Consider the following 17,812-nt stretch of genomic DNA (forward strand, 5'->3'; position numbering starts at 1 on the left):
ACTCTTGGGATGAACCCGCTCGAGTAGGCGCGAAGACCGAGGAGGCACAGTGAGGATCGTCGTCGGGATGACCGGAGCCACCGGAGCCCCGATCGGCGTGCGTTTCCTTGAGGTATTGCGGGACTTGGGAATCGACACTCACCTGATCGTCAGTCGGTGGGGGCGCGCCACGATCGCTCAGGAGACGAGTCGCACCGTGGCAGAGGTGCAGAAGCTTGCAACCGTCAGTTACCACCCCGACGATCAAGGCGCAGACATCTCGAGTGGCTCTTTCCACACCGATGCAATGGTGATCGTCCCGTGCAGCGTCAAGACGTTGGCGGGAATCCGAATGGGGTTCGGAGACACGCTCATCGGCAGGGCCGCTGACGTGACCCTCAAGGAACGCCGGCCCCTGATCCTGGCAGTTCGTGAAACTCCCCTGTCGTCCATCCACCTCGACAACATGCTCGCACTCAGCAGGAGCGGGGCCACCATCTTCCCGCCGATGCCTGCCTTCTACAACAATCCACGCGAGATCCACGACATCGTCGACCATCTCGTCTCGCGCATCCTCGATCAACTCGGGGTGGAGAGTCCTTTTGCCGAACGGTGGGCCGGTCTGGCTTCCGCCTCGTCGCGAAGGAGCGCGCTGTGAAACCTGTGATGAATGACGGTGTCCAACACGGGCCCGCACTGAACTTCCGTGATTTCGTGGATGAACTACTGGCAGAGGGTGATGCGGTCGGCATCGACGTTCCTGTGGACTCCGATCTGGAGGCCGCGGCGATCACCCGCAGGGTCTACGAGACTCATGGACCTGCGCCGCTTTTCAACCAGGTCATCGGCGCCGCGCCCGGTCACCGTCTTCTGGGCGCGCCCGCAGGCATGAGCCGGCTCGGGAACGGGTACGGGCGTATCGCACGCCATTTCGGATTACCACGAGAGTCCCGGCCGCGCGAGATCGTCGATCACCTCATTCATGCGATGGGCACTGCCCCGATACCGCCACGCGAAGTGCGGAGCGGCCCAGTACTCGAGAACACGTCCGAGGGGGCCGCGGTCGACCTCCGGGATTTCGGCAGTCCGTTGTTGCACATGCAGGACGGCGGCCGATATTTCGGTACCTATGGCATGCACGTCGTCCGATCCCCGGACGGGACGTGGACGAGCTGGTCGATCAGCCGCCTGATGGTGCGCGACCACCGGTCGCTGGTGGGGCCCGCGATGCCTGCGCAGCATCTGGGGATGATCCATCAGCAGTGGTCCGCGATGGGGGAGGCCACCCCGTGGGCATTCGTCCTGGGCGCTCCACCCGCCGCGATCGCTGCGGCCGGGATGCCGCTCGCCGAAGGAGTCAGTGAAGACGGATACGTCGGCGCCCTCGCCGGAGTACCGGTCGACGTCGTGCGCACGCCGGGTCGCGGGATCCCGGTGCCGGCGAACTCCGAGATCGTGGTCGAGGGCGTGATCGATCCACACCTGACCGACGCCGAAGGCCCCATGGGCGAGTACCACGGTTACCAGTTCGACGACAGCTCACCCAAGCCGGTCTTCCATGTCGAGTCCATCAGTCATCGGACGCAGCCCATCCTCCCGTTCTGCGTCGCCGGGATGCCGCCCGAGGAGAACCACACGATCTGGGGCACGATGATCTCCGCAGTGGCGACCGAGCTGCTGCGCGGTCACGGGCTTCCAGTCAGCTTTGCCTGGTGCACGTACGAGGCCGCAACATGTTGGCTCGCGGTCTCGTTCGATATCGAACGCCTCGCGGGAATGCATCTGAGCGAGTCCGAGCTCGCGCACCGCGTCGCCGACGTCCTGTTCGAATCCCATGTCGGTTGGCTCGTTCCCAAGGTGCTTCTCGTCGGGGCGGACATCGATGTCACCGACGCGAACGCTCTCCTATGGGCGCTCGCGACGCGATACCGCCCCGGAACCGAGTACGTCTTCGACGATGCACCAGGGATTCCGCTCGTCCCGTACCTATCGGACGCCGACATCGCTGCCGGCCGCGGCGGCAAGTCGGTCATGAGCCTGCTCCAGCCGGAGCAGATCTCTCACGGCCGCACCCGGGGGATACCTGCACAGTTCACCACGTCCTACCCGATCTCCCTCCAGAACCAGGTGCGCTCCCGCTGGGCCGACTACGGCTTTCGCCCCTGAATTGGGCCAGCACGGTTGCCTTCTCATCGGACGGTGACGCGCGTCATCCCGCGAGGTGAGACACGGCGGCGACCACCCGACCGCAGGTGGAGTATCACCTGCGCCGACCACACAGAAGCTTGGGAGAGATCGTGCTACGGAGAGCCCCCTCGAAGAGCTCAGTCATCCGCACCGGCTACGCATTCGTGGGAGTCGTTCTCATCGGTCTCGGCTCCGCGGTACTCCGAGTCGGCGACGTAGGGCTCGATCCGTACACCGCGCTGAACATGGGCATCAGCAGCCTCCTCGGGTGGTCACTCGGCGAGTACCAGATGCTGAGCAACCTGGTGCTGTTCATCCCCATGGTCATCTGGGGTCGCAAGTACATCGGGCCCGGGACGGTGATCAACATGATCCTCGTCGGCTACTTCATCGACGTCTTCGCCGGAATTCTCGGCCCACTGGCGTCGGCTGGTCAGACCCCGCTGAGGATGACTGCCTTCTTCCTGGTCGGCATCAGCGTCATCGGCTTCGGTGCCAGCGCCTACATGAGCGCCGGCGTGGGCACGGCCCCGTACGACGCCCTTGCTCCGATGATCGTCGATAGGACGGGCTTGTCCTACCAACGAGTGCGGGTGCCGCAGGACATCCTCGTGGTCGCTCTCGCGATCCTCGCCCACGGTCCGGTCGGTGTCGGGACGGTCATGACCGCATTCTTCAACGGTCCGTTGATCCAGTTCTTCACCGACAGGATCCACACCCCGCTCGTACAACGGATCGTCGGCCACCACATCGAGCGTGACACGTGAACTGAACCGCCCCATTCATCGCTGCCGCGCAGAGGCGTCGGACACCATCTCCGGGCACACCCGCCCCGCCCGCAGCTCGTAGTGCCACACCTCGTTCGCGTACGTGCGGCACAACCCGAACCGCTCCCCGTGGCGGTCCATCCAATACGCGGCCGCCGCCGGCCCCACGTCCACCGCGTCGCCCGTCACGTGCTCGGAGGTCAACGGGGTCGCGACCACCCGCGCCGCCTCCTCCACCCCGTCCCGCCGCACGGCATCGTCGTAGAGAAACTGCTGATACCGCTCCGACCGCCACCCCGAAGTGAGGTGCAGCGCAACGCCCTCCCGGGCGGCCGCGCGTGCGGCCGACCGGATCGCCGTGCGCAGCTTCGGATCGAGCTTGGTCACCGCCGGCACGTCCGCGTCGACCTCCACCCGGTCGAGCACCACCCCGTCCGCCTCCCCCAATTGCCCGACGGTGCGCGTCTCCACCCCTCTCGGTATCCCCGGGACCGTCTCCGAACACGCCGCGATCACCGCCGCGACCGCAACCAATACCGCCAGCGCGGCAAACGATTTCGTGAGTACATGAGCCATACGCTCACGATGGGGCGCGCACGTCCCGGTCCCGTCGCCGACGGTCCGCGGTTCCGTCCCAGTCGTGCCCCGATCGGCGCGCGGTGGCCTCTCACCATGTCACGGTGAGCTCACCGCCATCGGGAAGGGCGGCCCAGCGCGGGGCGAAATCGTCGTACCGGGCGAAGATGCGCTCGCGCAGCGCGGGTTCGACGTCGACGTCGTCGAGCGAACCCGGCCAGCTGGGATCCGGCGCACGGTGACCGCGCTCCACCTCCCACAGCGCCGCGGTCAGCGACGCGAGGTACTCCGAGCGCGCCATGTCCGCGGACTGCGCGGCCGTCGGCTGCCGCTTGCGGCGGGACGCCTTGCGGCGCTCCGCCGGGTCGGCGGGCCAGAACAGCCCGTCGAGGCCGTTCGCGTCGGCGATCCGCCCGAACACCCCGCCGCGCAGACCCGCCTCGGCCTCGACGATGAGGTGCGCCGCGTCGTGCGGCACCGGCGGCCGACCGCCCGGTCCGCCCCGGGGCGCCAGCTCCGGGCCTTTCGCACGCGCGATCCGCACGTCGTACCCGTTCCGGCGCTTGACGAACGTGACCTGCATGCCTCCAGGGTGCGTCGTACGCCGGGCCGCCGCAACCGGTTTTCGTCGGGCTGCGGGGCGCGACCCCGCGCAATACAGTGGCGGCATGTCGATGCGCACCCGCCCGTCTGTGTCCCTGCTCGGCGCGGCGGTCCTCGCCACGACGGCCGCGGTCGGCGGCGCCCCGGCGCACGCGGCACCCGCCGCTCCCACGTACGTCGCGCTCGGCGATTCCTACTCCTCCCTCCCCGCCGACGCCACCGTCGGTGCCTCGCAGCAGGAGCGCGCGTGCGGCCGGTCCACGCACAACTACCCGAAGCTGGTCGCCGCGTCGCTGGGACTCGCCCCGGACGCACTGCGGGACAACACCTGCGGCGGCGCCCAGACGAGGGACGCCTTCGCACGTCAGCACGCGGGCTCCGCGAAGACCGGTTACTACGACGCCGCGCCGCAGCTCGACGGGATCACCCCCGCCACGAAGCTCGTCACCGTCTCCCTCGGCGGGAACGACAGCGACCTGTATTCGAGCATTCTCGAATCCTGCGCGGTGGCTCCGCGATCGGCCGCCATCCGCTGCACTTCCGATGAACGCACCCGCCCGGCCCGCCTCTCCGACGGTGCCGTCGCCTCCCACCTCGCCCAGATCACAGCATCGAACGAACGCATCATCCGTGCCGTCCGCGAGCGCTCGCCGCACGCCCGGGTCCTCCTGGTGGGCTACCCCGCCATCTTCGCCGGCGACAGCACCTGCGCCGCGATCGCCCCCTTCCGCTCCGCCTCGATCCCGTGGATGCGCAGCATCCTCACCGAGCGGCTCAACGACGCCGTCCAGCGCGCCGCGGTGAACGCCCGCGCCGAGTACGTCGATATGGAGGCACCGTCGAAGGGCCACGAGCTGTGCAGCGCGCGCCCGTGGATCAACGGCGTCAACGAGGTGCCCCGCGCCGCCTCCCTGCATCCCTTCCCCGAGGAGGGCGAGGCGGTCGCCACCGCCGTCACCGCCGCGGTGCGGGCGTCAGGCCCGCGCCTGTAACCGCTCCCGCGTCGCCTCGTCGGCGGGCAGGACTACCGGCCGATCAGCTTGAGCGCCCTGATCGCCGACGGGACGACGTTGAGGAAGACGTTGCGCGGCACGCCCTTGATGCCGCCGATGCCGATGATCCGCTGCTGCGCAATGGTCTTCGACTCGCAGTACTTGAGCAGGCCCTCGGTGCCGTGGCGGCGGCCGACGCCCGAGATGCCCATGCCGCCCATCGGCGCGGCGGTGGAGCCCCACGCGGCGGCGTAGCCCTCGTTGATGTTCACGGTGCCGGCGTTGATCCGCTCGGCGATCTCCTGGGCCTGCTTCGTCGTACCCGCGAAAACGCTGGCGTTGAGGCCGTACTCGGTGTCGTTGGCCTTCTCGACGGCCTCGTCGACGGAGTCCACGGGGTAGATCGAGACCAGCGGGCCGAAAGTCTCCGACTTGAAGCAGACGGCCTCCTCCGGCACGTCCTTGAGCACGGTCGGCTCGTAGAAGAACGGGCCGAGGTCGGGACGCGCCTTGCCGCCGGCAAGCACCGTCGCGCCCTTGGCGACGGCGTCGTCGACGTGCGCGGCCACGGTGTCGATCTGCGACTTCGACGCGAGCGAGCCCATCTCATTCTGGAAGTCGTAGCCGGCGCCCAGTGCGAGCGCGGCGGTGCGCTCGGCGAAGGCGCGCGCGAACTCGTCGGCGATCTCCCGCTCGACGTAGATCCGCTCGATCGAGATGCAGAGCTGACCCGAGTTCGAGAACGCGGCGCGGGCGGCACCGTCGGCCGTGTGCGCGATGTCGGCGTCCTTGGTGACCACCATCGGGTTCTTGCCGCCCAGCTCGGCCGAGAAGCCGATCAGGCGCTTGCCGCACTGCTCGGCGAGGGTCGCGCCGGTGGCGGAGGAGCCGGTGAACATGAGGTAGTCGGCGCGCTCGACGATCGCGGTGCCCACGACGCCGCCCGGGCCGGGGACCACGGCGAACAGGTCGCGCGGCAGGCCGGCGCAGTAGAGCAGCTCGACGGCCGCGAGGGCGCAGTACGGGGTCTGCGAGTCGGGCTTGAGCACGACGGCGTTGCCGGCGGCCAGCGCGGCGACACCGTCGGAGACCGCCAAGGTGATCGGGTAGTTCCACGGCGCGATCACGCCGACCACGCCCTTGGGCTGGTAGCGCACGCGGGTCTTGGTGAACACCGGCAGCATGCCGTCGGTGCTCTTCTCGGCCAGGATCTTGGGCGCGTTCTTCCCGTACCAGCGGGCCGTCATCGCGACGTCCAGCGCCTCCTCCTGGGCGTACTGACGGGCCTTGCCGGTCTCCAGCTGCACCATGTCCATGAGCTCGGCGCGGTGGTCGCTCACCAGGTCCGCGAACTTCAGCAGAACCGCGGCGCGATCCTTGGCACTGCGGGCCGCCCACTGCTTCTGCGCCAGGCGCGCCCGCTCGAAGGCCTTCTCCACGTCGTCCACGGTTCCGACGGGGATCGTCGTGACCTTCTCGCCGGAGAACGCCTCGAGGACGTCGCGCGACTCGCGCTGCTCGGGGTGGTCGATCGCCGCGAGGGCGCGAAGACGGTCGAACGTGGCCTGGGTAGGTGCTGGCATGACGCCAGAATACCTACTTGTTGATGGTGACTCAATAGCGATCGTGGATGGCCCTCGTGAGAGCGGCCGTTTCCTGAGCGACGAGGCCGGATCTGGCCTCGTGACCCGGCAATCAGCCGGATTCACGAGGCGATACCCTGACGACCATGAGCGACGTGCAGTTCACCCCCACCGCGGACCTGGTCGACGAGATCGGCCCCGACGTGCGCAGTTGCGATACGCAGTTCCGTCAGTTCGGCGGCCGCAAGCAGTTCGCCGGCGAGGTCGTCACGGTCAAGTGCTTCCAGGACAACGCGCTCCTCAAGTCGATTCTGGGCGAGCCGGGTGAGGGCCGCGTGCTGGTCATCGACGGCTCCGACGAGAACGGCGTCCCCTCGCTCCACACGGCGCTGGTCGGCGATCTCATCGCCGAGCTGGGCCGCAGCAACGGCTGGGCGGGGATCGTGGCCTACGGCGCGGTCCGCGACGCCGCCGTCATCGGCACCCTCGACATCGGCGTCAAAGCCCTGGGCACCAACCCGCGCAAGTCCACCAAGACCGCCGAGGGGCAGCGCGATGTGCCGCTCACCTTCGGCGGCGTGACGTTCACCCCCGGCGACCTACTCTTCAGCGACGACGACGGCATCGTGCTCCGATGACGCCGCTGCGGAGTCACTGACCGTCAGCGCGCGACGCGAGCGGACTGCCCGAAGACCTCCACCACGTCCCCGGCCGCGAGCTGCCGGCCCCGACGGACGTCGACCTCGCCGTTCACAGTGACTTCGCCCTCGGCGATCACGGCCTTGGCCTCGGCCCCGGAGTCGATGAGCCCCGCCAGCTTGAGGAACTGTCCCAGCCGGATCACATCGTCGGAGATGGTCACGTCGATCGCCTCGCTCACGCGCACCATCATGCCCGACTATCCTCACCGTTGTGCTGCTCGAGCTGGCGGGTACCCGCACCCACGTCGTGGTCGACGAACCGCACGCCTCGGCGAGCGGCCCACCGGTCGTGCTCAACTCCGGCCTGGCCGGGAACTGGTTCGACTGGGACGCCGTCACCGAGCTCCTGACCGCGAGCCGCACCGTCGTGCGCCTGGACCGGCCCGGTTACGGCCTCTCCGATCCCTGGCCCGACGACGCCGTCCCCACCCTGGAGTCCGAGGTCACCCGGCTGCGCGAATTGCTGGATGCTCTGGACATCGACACGGCCGTGATGGTGGGGCATTCGATGGCCAGCTTCTACGTCGAGGCGTTCGCCCGCGAATACCCGGACCGCACCGCGGGATCGGTCCTCCTCGACGGCAGCGTCGAGATCACTCCCCGCTGGGTGCTGCCGGGCGACCTGCGCGACACCCTGCTCCTGCGGTCCGCCGACGCGGCCGCCGCGGTGCGGATGAATCTGTTCGGCCCGGTCGCGCATCGGATGCTGGGGGCGAGTGCGCCGCCGCCCGAGTACGCGGAGATCCTCTCCTCCGAGGCCTACTTCCGGGCGGCGTTCCTCGAGAACGGCCGCTACCCGGTGCTCGCGCACGACGTCGCGGATCTCCGGGAGCGCGCCCCCCTCCCGGCGGTTCCCTGGACGGTGGCCGCGGCGTTCACCGGGCGACGCACCCCGTGGGCGAGCCACTGGCTGGAGCAGCAACGCGAACTGGCCGACGTGCTGCACGCGCGGTTCGCGGTGATCGCGCCGAGTGGGCACCAGGCCATGGTCGATCAGCCCGCCCAGACGGCGGCGCTGATCCTGGATGCGACTAGCCGGCCCGAAGAACCCGCAGGTCCGAGGCGGTGACGAGACGTTCGCCATCCTCGGCGAGCGTGCGTGCGAGTCGGCGGCTCCGCAACCGGGAGATCGCTTTCGAACCCAGCAGGGTGGTGCGACGGTGCAGCTTCACGACGGTCTCCGGTGCTATCTGGATGCGGAACGGTTGCTTACGAATACTGTATTCCCCCCGCGCGGCAGGGTCCAGCGCTGCGACTCGAAGCGTGTCGCTCCTCACATCCGGGTTCCGCCGAGCGCCCGCGCGCGCCGCGGCTACGCTGTGGGTGTTCGTGCAGCATTTCGCGTCCGCACCCATCCGCCAAGGAGAACCGTGTCCGATCTCGACGACCTGATCAAGTCCATCCCGCTCGCCGACATCGCCGCCCAGCTCGGCGTCTCGGAGGAGACCGCCTCGGAGGCCGTCAACCAGACGGTGCCGACGCTGCTCGCCGGCCTGCAGGCGCAGGACACCACCGAGCCGCAGGCCCAGCTCATCGACGCCGCCGACAACGGCGACGGCCAGGAGATCGTGGCCAGCCTCTTCGGTGAGAAGACCGACGACGTGGCCGCCGCGGCCGCCGCTCCCCTGTCCTCCGGCGTCACCGACGGCCTGGTCAAGCAGCTGCTCCCGATCCTGGCGCCCATCGTCATCAGCTTCGTCATGAAGAAGCTGGCCGGCGGAGGCGGCGCGGCGGCCCCGCAGCAGGAGCAGGCCCCGGCCCCGCAGCAGGGCGGCGGCGACGTGCTCGGCAGCATCCTGGGCAACATGCTCGGTGGCGCCAACCAGCAGGCCGGCGGCAACGCCGCGGGCAACGTGCTCGGCAACATCCTGGGCGGCCTGCTCAAGGGCAAGTAACCCCTGAACGACCGAAGGCCGGCTCCCGTGCGGGAGCCGGCCTTCGTGGTTCGACGATGCGTTACCGCTGCGGCGCGGTGGTGGGGACGATCGGCGCGGGCAGCGCGGTGTCGCCCATCAGGAAGCGGTCGACGGCGGCCGCGGCGCTGCGGCCCTCCGCGATCGCCCACACGATGAGCGACTGGCCCCGGCCGGCGTCGCCGGCGACGAAGACGCCCGGCACCGTCGACTGGAAGTCGTCGCCGCGGGCGACGTTGCCGCGCTCGCTGTACTCGACGCCCAGCTTGTCGAGCAGGTCGTCGCGCTGCGGGCCGACGAAGCCCATCGCCAGCAGCACGAGGTCGGCCTCGAGGGTGAAATCGGTGCCCTCGACCTTCTCGAACCGGCCGCCCTCCATCGTGACCTCGTAGGCCTTGAGGCCGGTGACCTTGCCGTCCTCGCCGACGAACTCCTCGGTGCTCACGGAGAAGACGCGCTCGCCGCCCTCCTCGTGTGCGGAGCTGATGCGGTACATGAGCGGGTAGGTCGGCCACGGCGTGGACTCGGCGCGCTCGCGCGGCGGCATCGGCATGATCTCGAACTGATGCACGCTCGTGGCACCCTGGCGCAGCGAGGTGCCCAGGCAGTCGGCGCCGGTGTCGCCGCCGCCGATGATGACGACCTTCTTGTCCTTGGCGTGCAGCGGCGGCACACCGTTCTCGTCGACGACGTCGTCGCCGACCGCGGCACGGTTGGCCCAGGGCAGGAACTCCATCGCCTGGTGGATGCCATCGAGCTCCCGGCCGGGGATCGGCAGGTCGCGCCACACGGTGGCGCCGTTGGCGAGCACGACCGCGTCGAAGTCCTCGCGGAGCTGCTCGACGGTCACGTCGACGCCCACGTTGACGCCGGTCTTGAAGACGGTGCCCTCGGCGTTCATCTGGGCGAGGCGGCGGTCGATGTGCCGCTTCTCCATCTTGAACTCGGGGATGCCGTAGCGGAGCAGGCCTCCGATGCGGTCGGCGCGCTCGAAGACGGTCACCGTGTGCCCGCCGCGGGTGAGCTGCTGCGCGGCGGCCAGCCCCGCGGGGCCCGACCCGACGACCGCGATCTTCTTGCCCGTCAGCTTGGTCGGATGCTGCGGCGAGACCCAGCCCTCGTCGAAGGCCTTATCGATGAGCTCGACCTCGACCTGCTTGATGGTGACGGGGTCCTGGTTGATGCCGAGCACGCACGAGGCCTCGCAGGGCGCGGGGCACAGCCGCCCGGTGAACTCCGGGAAGTTGTTCGTCGCGTGCAGCCGCTCGATGCCGTCGTGCCAGCGGTCCTTGTAGGCCAGCGTGTTCCACTCGGGGATCAGGTTTCCGAGCGGGCAGCCGTTGTGGCAGAACGGGATACCGCAGTCCATGCACCGGGAGGCCTGCTTCCGCAGGGTGGTCCCGTCGAAGGGCTTGTAGACCTCGTTCCAGTCCAGGAGCCGCAGCGGGACGGGCCGGCGCACCGGGGTCTCGCGCGAGTTGTTCTTCAGAAAGCCTTGCGGATCAGCCACGAGCGGCCTCCATCACTGCGTCGTCGATGTTGCGGCCGTCGAGTTCGGCGCGCTTGATGGCGGTGAGCACGCGCTTGTAGTCGCGCGGCATCACCTTGGCGAAGAGCTGGCGCTCCCGCGGCCAGTTGGCCAGGATCCGTTCCGCGACGGCGGAATCGGTGTACCGGTAGTGGTCGGTCACGGCGCCGTGGACGAAGTCGATATCGGCCTCGTCGAGCGACTCCAGCTCCACCAGCTCGGTGTTGAGGTCGCGCTCGAACTGCCCGTCGACGTTGTAGACGTAGGCCACGCCGCCGGACATGCCGGCGCCGAAGTTGCGGCCCGTGTCGCCCAGGACCACCACGCGACCGCCGGTCATGTACTCGCAGCCGTGGTCGCCCACGCCCTCGACCACCGCGACGGCGCCCGAGTTGCGCACCGCGAACCGCTCGCCCGCCTTGCCGTTGAGGTAGACCTCGCCGGCGGTGGCGCCGAAGAGGATCACGTTGCCCGCGATGATGTTGTCCGCGGCGACGAACTCCTCGGGGGCGTTGCGCGCCGGGCGGACGACGATCTTGCCGCCCGAGAGGCCCTTGCCCACGAAGTCGTTGGCGTCGCCCTCGAGGCGCAGCGTGATGCCCTTCGGCACGAAGGCGCCGAAGCTGTTGCCCGCGCTGCCCTTGAAGGTGATGTCGATGGTGTCCTCGGGGAGGCCGTCGGCGCCGTGCACCTTGGTCACCTCGTGGCCCAGCATCGTGCCCACGGTGCGGTTGACGTTGGAGATCGGGGTCGAAAGGGTGACCGGCGCGCCGGTGTCCACGGCGACCCGCGCCTGCAGGATCAGCTGCTGGTCCAGGGCCTTCTCGAGGCCGTGGTCCTGCGGCTGGCTGCAGAACAGGTCCTGCTTCATGAACGGCGACTCGACCTGCGCCAGGATCGGCGCGAGGTCCAGCTTGCCGGCCTTGGCGTCGCCCCAGTGCGCCTGCGCCGCCGTGGTGTCGAGGACCTGCGACTGGCCGACGGCCTCCTGCAGGGTGCGGAAGCCCAGCTCCGCGAGCAGCTCGCGCACCTCCTCGGCGATGTAGAGGAAGAAGTTCTCCACGAACTCGGGCTTGCCGGTGAACCGGCGCCGTAGCACCGGGTTCTGGGTGGCCACGCCCACGGGGCACGTGTCCAGGTGGCACACGCGCATCATGATGCAGCCGGAGACCACCAGCGGGGCGGTCGCGAAGCCGAACTCCTCGCCGCCGAGCAGCGCGGCGATGATCACGTCGCGCCCCGTCTTGAGCTGGCCGTCGACCTGCACCACGATGCGGTCGCGGAGGCCGTTGAGCAGCAGCGTCTGCTGGGTCTCGGCGAGACCGATCTCCCAGGGCGCACCCGCATGCTTGACCGAGGTCAGCGGGGTGGCGCCGGTGCCGCCGTCGTGGCCCGAGATGAGCACCACGTCGGCGTGCGCCTTGGAGACGCCGGCGGCGACCGTGCCCACGCCGATCTCCGAGACGAGTTTCACGTGAATCCGCGCCTGCGGGTTCGCGTTCTTCAGGTCGTGGATCAGCTGCGCCAGGTCCTCGATGGAGTAGATGTCGTGGTGCGGCGGCGGCGAGATCAGGCCGACGCCGGGCGTCGAGCCGCGGACCTCGGCGACCCACGGGTACACCTTGTGCGGCGGCAGCTGCCCGCCCTCGCCGGGCTTCGCGCCCTGCGCCATCTTGATCTGGATGTCGGTGCAGTTGCTCAGGTAGTGCGAGGTCACGCCGAACCGGCCCGAGGCGACCTGCTTGATCGCCGAGCGGCGGAAGTCGCCGTTCTCGTCGGGCGTGAAGCGCCGCGGATCCTCGCCGCCCTCACCGGAGTTCGAGCGACCGCCGAGGCGGTTCATGGCGATGGCCAGCGTCTCGTGCGCCTCGGCCGAGATCGAGCCGTAGCTCATCGCGCCGGTCGAGAACCGCTTGACGATCTCGCTGGCGGGCTCCACCTCGTCGAGGGGGATCGACGGACGATCGCTCTGGAACCGGAACAGGCCGCGCAGCGAGGCGAGCCGCTCGCTCTGATCGTCGACCAGCTTCGTGTACTCCTTGAACACCTTGTACTGCCCGGTGCGGGTGGCGTGCTGGAGCTTGAAGACGGTGTCCGGGTTGAACAGGTGGTACTCGCCCTCGCGGCGCCACTGGTACTCGCCGCCGACCTCGAGCTCGCGGTGCGCCAGCTCCTCGGGGCGGTCGTTCATGGCGCGCTTGTGCCGCGCGGCCACGTCGGCGGCGATCTCGTCGAGCCCGATGCCGCCGAGCTGGCTCTGCAGGCCGGCGAAGAACTCGTCGACGACCTCCTGCGAGAGGCCGATCACCTGGAACAGCTGGGCACCGGTGTACGAGGCCAGCGTGGAGATGCCCATCTTGGACATCACCTTCAGGACACCCTTGCCGGCCGCCTTGACGTAGTTGGCGTTGAGCTTCTCCAGCGGGATGCCGTTGAGCTCGCCCCGGATGTGCATGTCCTCGATGGTCGCGAAGGCCATGTACGGGTTGACCGCCGCGGCGCCGAAGCCGATGAGGGCCGCCATGTGGTGCACCTCGCGCGCGTCGCCCGACTCCACGATGAGGCCGACCTTGGTACGGCTGCGCTCGCGCACCAGGTGATGGTGCACGGCGGAGGTCAGCAGCAGCGACGGGATCGGCGCCAGCAGGCGGTCGGAGTTGCGGTCCGACAGGACGATCAGGCGCGCGCCGCCATCGATGGCCTCGGACACCTGGGTGCGCACGGTGTCGAGCGCGTCGCGCAGGCCCTGGCCGCCCTCGTCCACGTGGTACAGGCCCGGGATCACCACGGACCGGAACTCGGGCAGGGTGCCGTCGTCGTTGACCTTGACCAGCTTCTGCAGCTCGTCGTTGTTGAGGATCGGCTGGTCGAGGTGGATCTGGCGGCAGCTGGTCGCCGTCGGGTTGAGCAGGTCGGATTCGCTGCCGATCGTGCCCCCGAGCGCGGTCACGATCTCCTCGCGGATGGCGTCCAGCGGCGGGTTGGTGACCTGTGCGAAGAGCTGCTGGAAGTAGTCGAACAGCAGGCGGGGGCGCAGCGAGAGCACGGCCACGGGGGTGTCGGTACCCATGGAGCCGATCGCCTCGGCGCCGGTCTTCGCCATCGGGGTGAGCAGGAGTTCCAGCTCTTCCGTGGTGTAGCCGAACATCTGCTGCCGCTGGGTCACCCGGTCGTGGGCCATCACCGTGTGCGGTCGGTCCGGCAGGTCCTTCAACCGGAGCAGGCCCTCGTCGAGCCACTCCTGGTACGGCTCGGCGGCGGCGAGCTCGCCCTTGATCTCCTCGTCGGAGACGATGCGGCCCTGCGCCGTGTCCACGAGGAACATGCGGCCCGGCTGCAGGCGGGTCTTGTAGACCACGTCGGCGTGGTCGATGTCGAGCACGCCCACCTCGGAACCGAGCACGACGAGGCCGTCCTTGGTGACCCAGATGCGCGACGGCCGCAGGCCGTTGCGGTCGAGCACGGCGCCGATGACGGTGCCGTCGGTGAAGCAGACCGAGGCCGGCCCGTCCCACGGCTCCATGAGCGAGGAGTGGTACTCGTAGAACGCCCGGCGGGCCGGGTCCATGTCCTGGTGCCGCTCCCACGCCTCGGGGATCATCATGAGCACGGCGTGCGGCAGGCTGCGGCCCCCGAGGTGCAGCAGCTCGAGCACCTCGTCGAAGCGCGCGGTGTCGGAGCCGCCCTCGGTGCAGATCGGGAAGATCTTGTCGACGGCGTCGTCACCGAACGTCGAGACGTCCAGCAGCGCCTCGCGGGCGCGCATCCAGTTCTCGTTGCCGTTGACGGTGTTGATCTCGCCGTTGTGGGCCACGCGCCGGTAGGGGTGCGCGAGGGGCCAGCTCGGGAAGGTGTTGGTGGAGAAGCGCGAGTGCACCAGGCCGAGGGCCGACTCGACGCGCTCGTCCTGCAGGTCCACGAAGAAGCCGCGCAGCTGCGGGGTGGTCAGCATGCCCTTGTAGACGAAGGTCTGGCCGGACAGCGACGGGAAGTACACCGACTCCTTGCCCTGCGAGCCCGCGCCGGCACCGTCGGTCCCGAGCTCGCGCTCGACGCGCTTGCGGATCACGAAGCAGCGGCGCTCGAGGTCCAGGCCCGAGAGGGGGGCACCGTCGGAATCCGTGCCGGCGATGAAGACCTGGCGCATGGTGGGCATGGCGTCGCGGGCCAGCGCGCCCAGCGAGCCGTCGTCGGTGGGCTGGTCGCGCCAGCCGAGGACCGTGAGGCCCTCCTCGGCGACGACGCGCTCGACGCCCTCGGCGGCCCGGGTCGCCTCAGCGGCGGCCTGCGGAAGGAAGGCGATGCCCGTCGCGTAGGCGCCCTGGTGGGGCAGCTCGAAGTCCACGACCTCACGGAAGAAGCGGTCCGGGATCTGGATGAGGATGCCCGCGCCGTCACCGGTGTTGGGCTCGGCACCCGCGGCGCCGCGGTGCTCGAGGTTGACGAGGGCGGTGATGGCCTTGTCGACGATGTCCCGGGACTTGCGTCCGTGCATGTCCACCACGAAGGCGACGCCACACGCGTCGTGCTCGTTCGCGGGGTGGTACAGGCCCTGGGGGCCCGGGGGGACGAATCGGCTCATCGAATACCTGCCTCTACGCAGCGCCTCACGGCGGAACGGGTTCTTCAAGGTTCGGCGATCGAAGACTGCAGATCACCTCAGGCATCGTTGGCTGTACGGAAAACTGTAGTTTCCGCGCCCCGGATCACCAAATGGAAGGTCAACCTTACTGGCCTGGACCAGCGCTGATGCACCTGCGAAGCCCCGCGGGCCGCTCGTTTCGGCTAGGTTTCCACGACGTGACCGGAAGTGATCCGGGCGAGCTGCTCACGGTGGGACCGGGACTCGCCGTCGCGCTCGTCGCCCTCGCCCTGACGGGCGCGGCCGTCGCGTGGCTCGGACGCACCGGATACGGCCCCGCGATCCTCGGTTCGACGGCCCGCGCGACGGTCCAGCTCGCGCTGCTCGGGATGGCACTCACGATGATCGTGCGGAGCCTGTGGTTGACAGCGGCGTTCGTGCTGCTCATGGGCGTCACCGCGGGGTGGACGGCGGCGCGGCGCATCGTCGGCCGACGGCCTCGATGGTCGGAGCTGGCGGCGACGACCGGAGCGGTCGCCGGGCCGGCGGCCCTCCTGACCGTCGCACTCATCACGACCGGGGTATTGCCGGCACGCGGAATCGCCGTGATTCCCGTGGCGGGCAGCGCGATCGGCGCGGCGATGGCCGGGGCGGGACTCGCCGGGAGGCGCGCCCTCGAGGAGTTGACCGCCCGCCGCGGCGAGTTGGAGGCCGGTCTCGCGCTGGGCCTGAATCCACGGTTCGTGCGGCTGGAGCTGGCGCGCGCCGCATCCTCGACCGCCCTGATCCCCGCGCTGGACCAGACGCGGACCGTCGGGCTGGTGACGATCCCCGGCGCGTTCGTGGGGATGGTGCTGGGCGGCGCCTCTCCCCTGGCCGCGGCGGTCATGCAGCTGTACGTGCTGGTCGCGATCCTGTGCGTGACGCCGATCGCCGTCGTCGCAGTGACCTGGCTGGCGGCGGACGGCCGGTACGACGCCGGGGCGCCGAACTACTGAAATCGTGTGGTCAGCGAGCGCCGATGGCGTCCAGCTCCGCGACGGCGTCGGCGGGCAGTTCTAGTGCCGCACCGGCGACGTTCTCGCGCAGGTGCACCACCGACGAGGTGCCCGGGATGAGCAGGATGTTCGGCGAGCGCTGCAGCAGCCACGCGAGGGCGACCGCCATCGGGGTCGCGCCGAGGCGGGCCGCGACGGCGCTCAGCACGTCCGACTGCAGCGGGCTGAAGCCGCCCAGTGGGAAGTAGGGGACGTACGCGATGCCCTGCGCCGCGAGCGAATCCACCAACTCGTCATCCACGCGGTGGGCGATGTTGTAGAAGTTCTGCACGCACGCCACCGGCGCGATCGACTGGGCCTCGGCGACCTGCTCGGCCGACACGGTGCTGACGCCCAGGTGCCGGATCAGACCCTGCTGCTGCAGCTCCGCGAGCACCGTGAAGGGCTCGGCGATCGAGCCGGCACTGGGGCTGTCGAAGTCGCCGACGCGCAGGTTCACCACGTCGATCGCCTCCAGGCCGAGGCGCTCGAGGTTCTCGTCGACGGCGCGACGCAGGTCGTCGGGCGCCAGCGCCGGCGGCCAGCCACCGGTGGCATCGCGCCGCGCGCCCACCTTGGTCACGATGTGCAGCGAATCCGGATAGGGATGCAGCGCCTCGCGGATGATCTCGTTGGTGACGAAGGGGCCGTAGTAGTCGCTGGTGTCGATGTGCGTGATGCCGAGGTCGATCACGTCGTGCAGCACCTCGATCGCGGCCTCGCGGTCGGCGGGCGGGCCGAAGACGTGCGGACCTGCGAGTTGCATGGCGCCGTAACCGAATCGGGTCACGGTGAGCTCGCCGCCGAGGTCGAAGGTGCCGCCGGGCAGGGTGGGTGCAGTCATGCACCCATCATCGCACCGCCGTCGCCCGGTGTCAGTGCCCGTGCTTGGCCTCGCGGACCTGACGCCAGCGTTCCATCATCTCGGGAAGCTCGGTGATCATGAACTCGAAGAAGTCCCGCATCACCGACAGCCGTTCCGCGGCTGGGCTGTCGGCCGGAAGCTCTTCGATTCCTTCGTCCGCCAGGTCGCGCCACCGTTCCAGGATCGGGTTTCGGGCGGCGAAGGCCTCGTACCAGATGTCGTCCCCGAGGGTGATCAGGCTGTGCCTGGACCCGGGGACGTGCGTGCGGCGGATCATGCCCGTCTGCTCCAGATAGCTCACCGCGCCCGATACTGCGCCCGCGGAAACCTGCAGCTGCGCAGCGATCTGCGACGGCGTGAGTGCGGCCTCCGGGGAACTGAGCACCGCCGCGAAGACGCGGGACGCCATGCGCTGCATGCCCGCATCCACGAACGCGGCGGCCATGTTCTCGACGAAGTTCGGCGCATCCATGCAGGTCACGATAGCCAAGATTCAGAC

Annotated in this window: 15 protein-coding genes and 1 pseudogene; 8 read left to right on the forward strand and 8 right to left on the reverse strand. The window is 69.4% G+C overall.

The genetic code is table 11. The features are described 5' to 3' along the window. Positions 1-37: 37 nt before the first annotated feature. The 3 genes and pseudogenes from FK529_RS02485 to FK529_RS02495 all read left to right on the forward strand — a co-directional run. A pseudogene (locus FK529_RS02485) lies at positions 38-637 on the forward strand (UbiX family flavin prenyltransferase); the annotation flags it as partial. After that, positions 634-2,145, forward strand: coding sequence for a UbiD family decarboxylase (locus tag FK529_RS02490; RefSeq protein WP_205124348.1), 1,512 nt, complete (start codon positions 634-636; stop codon positions 2,143-2,145). The pseudogene FK529_RS02485 and the gene FK529_RS02490, both read left to right, overlap by 4 nt. A 131-nt stretch (positions 2,146-2,276) precedes the next feature. Further along, positions 2,277-2,933, forward strand: coding sequence for a DUF6198 family protein (locus FK529_RS02495; protein ID WP_166436357.1), 657 nt, complete (start codon positions 2,277-2,279; stop codon positions 2,931-2,933). Positions 2,934-2,948: 15 nt separating this feature from the next. Here the strand turns inward: FK529_RS02495 and FK529_RS02500 are convergent, their stop codons facing one another. Continuing rightward, positions 2,949-3,404 (reverse strand): M15 family metallopeptidase, encoded by a 456-nt coding sequence (locus FK529_RS02500; protein ID WP_231702883.1) that lies wholly within the window; start codon positions 3,402-3,404, stop codon positions 2,949-2,951. Between the two features lie 196 nt (positions 3,405-3,600). Further along, entirely contained in the window at positions 3,601-4,092 is a 492-nt protein-coding gene (locus tag FK529_RS02505) for a hypothetical protein (RefSeq protein WP_146559235.1), read from the reverse strand. 85 nt (positions 4,093-4,177) lie between these two features. Here FK529_RS02505 and FK529_RS02510 point away from each other — a divergent pair, with 85 nt between their 5' ends. Beyond that, complete coding sequence (locus FK529_RS02510) at positions 4,178-5,104, forward strand: SGNH/GDSL hydrolase family protein (RefSeq protein ID WP_158635026.1); 927 nt, start codon at positions 4,178-4,180, stop codon at positions 5,102-5,104. Between the two features lie 32 nt (positions 5,105-5,136). Here FK529_RS02510 and FK529_RS02515 read toward each other — a convergent pair whose 3' ends face one another. Beyond that, positions 5,137-6,687: a succinic semialdehyde dehydrogenase gene (locus FK529_RS02515; protein ID WP_146559239.1), complete on the reverse strand. Its 1,551-nt coding sequence runs from the start codon at positions 6,685-6,687 to the stop codon at positions 5,137-5,139. 146 nt (positions 6,688-6,833) lie between these two features. Between FK529_RS02515 and rraA the strand changes: the two genes are divergently transcribed. Next, positions 6,834-7,325, forward strand: coding sequence for a ribonuclease E activity regulator RraA (gene rraA, locus FK529_RS02520; protein ID WP_146559241.1), 492 nt, complete (start codon positions 6,834-6,836; stop codon positions 7,323-7,325). Positions 7,326-7,348: 23 nt separating this feature from the next. On the opposite strand, the gene FK529_RS02525 is transcribed toward rraA, so the two are convergent. After that, on the reverse strand, positions 7,349-7,579 hold the full coding sequence (locus FK529_RS02525; protein ID WP_438947163.1) for an RNA-binding S4 domain-containing protein: 231 nt from the start codon (positions 7,577-7,579) through the stop codon (positions 7,349-7,351). Positions 7,580-7,599: 20 nt separating this feature from the next. Here FK529_RS02525 and FK529_RS02530 point away from each other — a divergent pair, with 20 nt between their 5' ends. After that, positions 7,600-8,457 carry an alpha/beta fold hydrolase gene (locus FK529_RS02530; protein WP_158635027.1) on the forward strand — a complete coding sequence of 286 codons (858 nt, stop codon included), beginning with the start codon at positions 7,600-7,602 and terminating at the stop codon, positions 8,455-8,457. A gap of 301 nt (positions 8,458-8,758) precedes the next feature. Next, positions 8,759-9,283 (forward strand): DUF937 domain-containing protein, encoded by a 525-nt coding sequence (locus FK529_RS02535; protein ID WP_146559247.1) that lies wholly within the window; start codon positions 8,759-8,761, stop codon positions 9,281-9,283. Positions 9,284-9,344: 61 nt separating this feature from the next. Here FK529_RS02535 and FK529_RS02540 read toward each other — a convergent pair whose 3' ends face one another. Both FK529_RS02540 and gltB read right to left on the reverse strand, forming a co-directional pair. Beyond that, entirely contained in the window at positions 9,345-10,811 is a 1,467-nt protein-coding gene (locus FK529_RS02540) for a glutamate synthase subunit beta (protein WP_146559250.1), read from the reverse strand. Next, positions 10,804-15,411 (reverse strand): glutamate synthase large subunit, encoded by a 4,608-nt coding sequence (gene gltB, locus FK529_RS02545; protein ID WP_146559252.1) that lies wholly within the window; start codon positions 15,409-15,411, stop codon positions 10,804-10,806. Before gltB ends, FK529_RS02540 begins: the two co-directional genes overlap by 8 nt. Positions 15,412-15,629: 218 nt before the next feature. Between gltB and FK529_RS02550 the strand changes: the two genes are divergently transcribed. Beyond that, on the forward strand, positions 15,630-16,409 hold the full coding sequence (locus tag FK529_RS02550; RefSeq protein ID WP_231702884.1) for an ABC transporter permease: 780 nt from the start codon (positions 15,630-15,632) through the stop codon (positions 16,407-16,409). Positions 16,410-16,419: 10 nt separating this feature from the next. Here FK529_RS02550 and FK529_RS02555 read toward each other — a convergent pair whose 3' ends face one another. Then, positions 16,420-17,292, reverse strand: a complete 873-nt coding sequence (locus FK529_RS02555; RefSeq protein ID WP_146559256.1) for an aldo/keto reductase family oxidoreductase — start codon at positions 17,290-17,292, stop codon at positions 16,420-16,422. A 31-nt stretch (positions 17,293-17,323) separates the two neighbouring features. Further along, positions 17,324-17,785, reverse strand: coding sequence for a GbsR/MarR family transcriptional regulator (locus FK529_RS02560; RefSeq protein WP_146559258.1), 462 nt, complete (start codon positions 17,783-17,785; stop codon positions 17,324-17,326). Between the last annotated feature and the right edge of the window lie 27 nt (positions 17,786-17,812).

It is taken from the genome of Tsukamurella asaccharolytica (assembly GCF_007858435.1).
Classification (GTDB): domain Bacteria; phylum Actinomycetota; class Actinomycetes; order Mycobacteriales; family Mycobacteriaceae; genus Tsukamurella; species Tsukamurella asaccharolytica.

Bases quoted from the DNA above. Each gene is read 5' to 3' on its own strand.
- FK529_RS02505 (WP_146559235.1), bottom strand. From the start codon at position 4,092: ATGCAGGTCACGTTCGTCAAGCGCCGGAACGGGTACGACGTGCGGATC.
- rraA (WP_146559241.1), top strand. From the start codon at position 6,834: ATGAGCGACGTGCAGTTCACCCCCACCGCGGACCTGGTCGACGAGATC.
- FK529_RS02510 (WP_158635026.1), top strand. From the start codon at position 4,178: ATGTCGATGCGCACCCGCCCGTCTGTGTCCCTGCTCGGCGCGGCGGTC.
- FK529_RS02555 (WP_146559256.1), bottom strand. From the start codon at position 17,292: ATGACTGCACCCACCCTGCCCGGCGGCACCTTCGACCTCGGCGGCGAG.
- gltB (WP_146559252.1), bottom strand. From the start codon at position 15,411: ATGAGCCGATTCGTCCCCCCGGGCCCCCAGGGCCTGTACCACCCCGCG.
- FK529_RS02515 (WP_146559239.1), bottom strand. From the start codon at position 6,687: ATGCCAGCACCTACCCAGGCCACGTTCGACCGTCTTCGCGCCCTCGCG.
- FK529_RS02525 (WP_438947163.1), bottom strand. From the start codon at position 7,579: ATGATGGTGCGCGTGAGCGAGGCGATCGACGTGACCATCTCCGACGAT.
- FK529_RS02560 (WP_146559258.1), bottom strand. From the start codon at position 17,785: ATGGATGCGCCGAACTTCGTCGAGAACATGGCCGCCGCGTTCGTGGAT.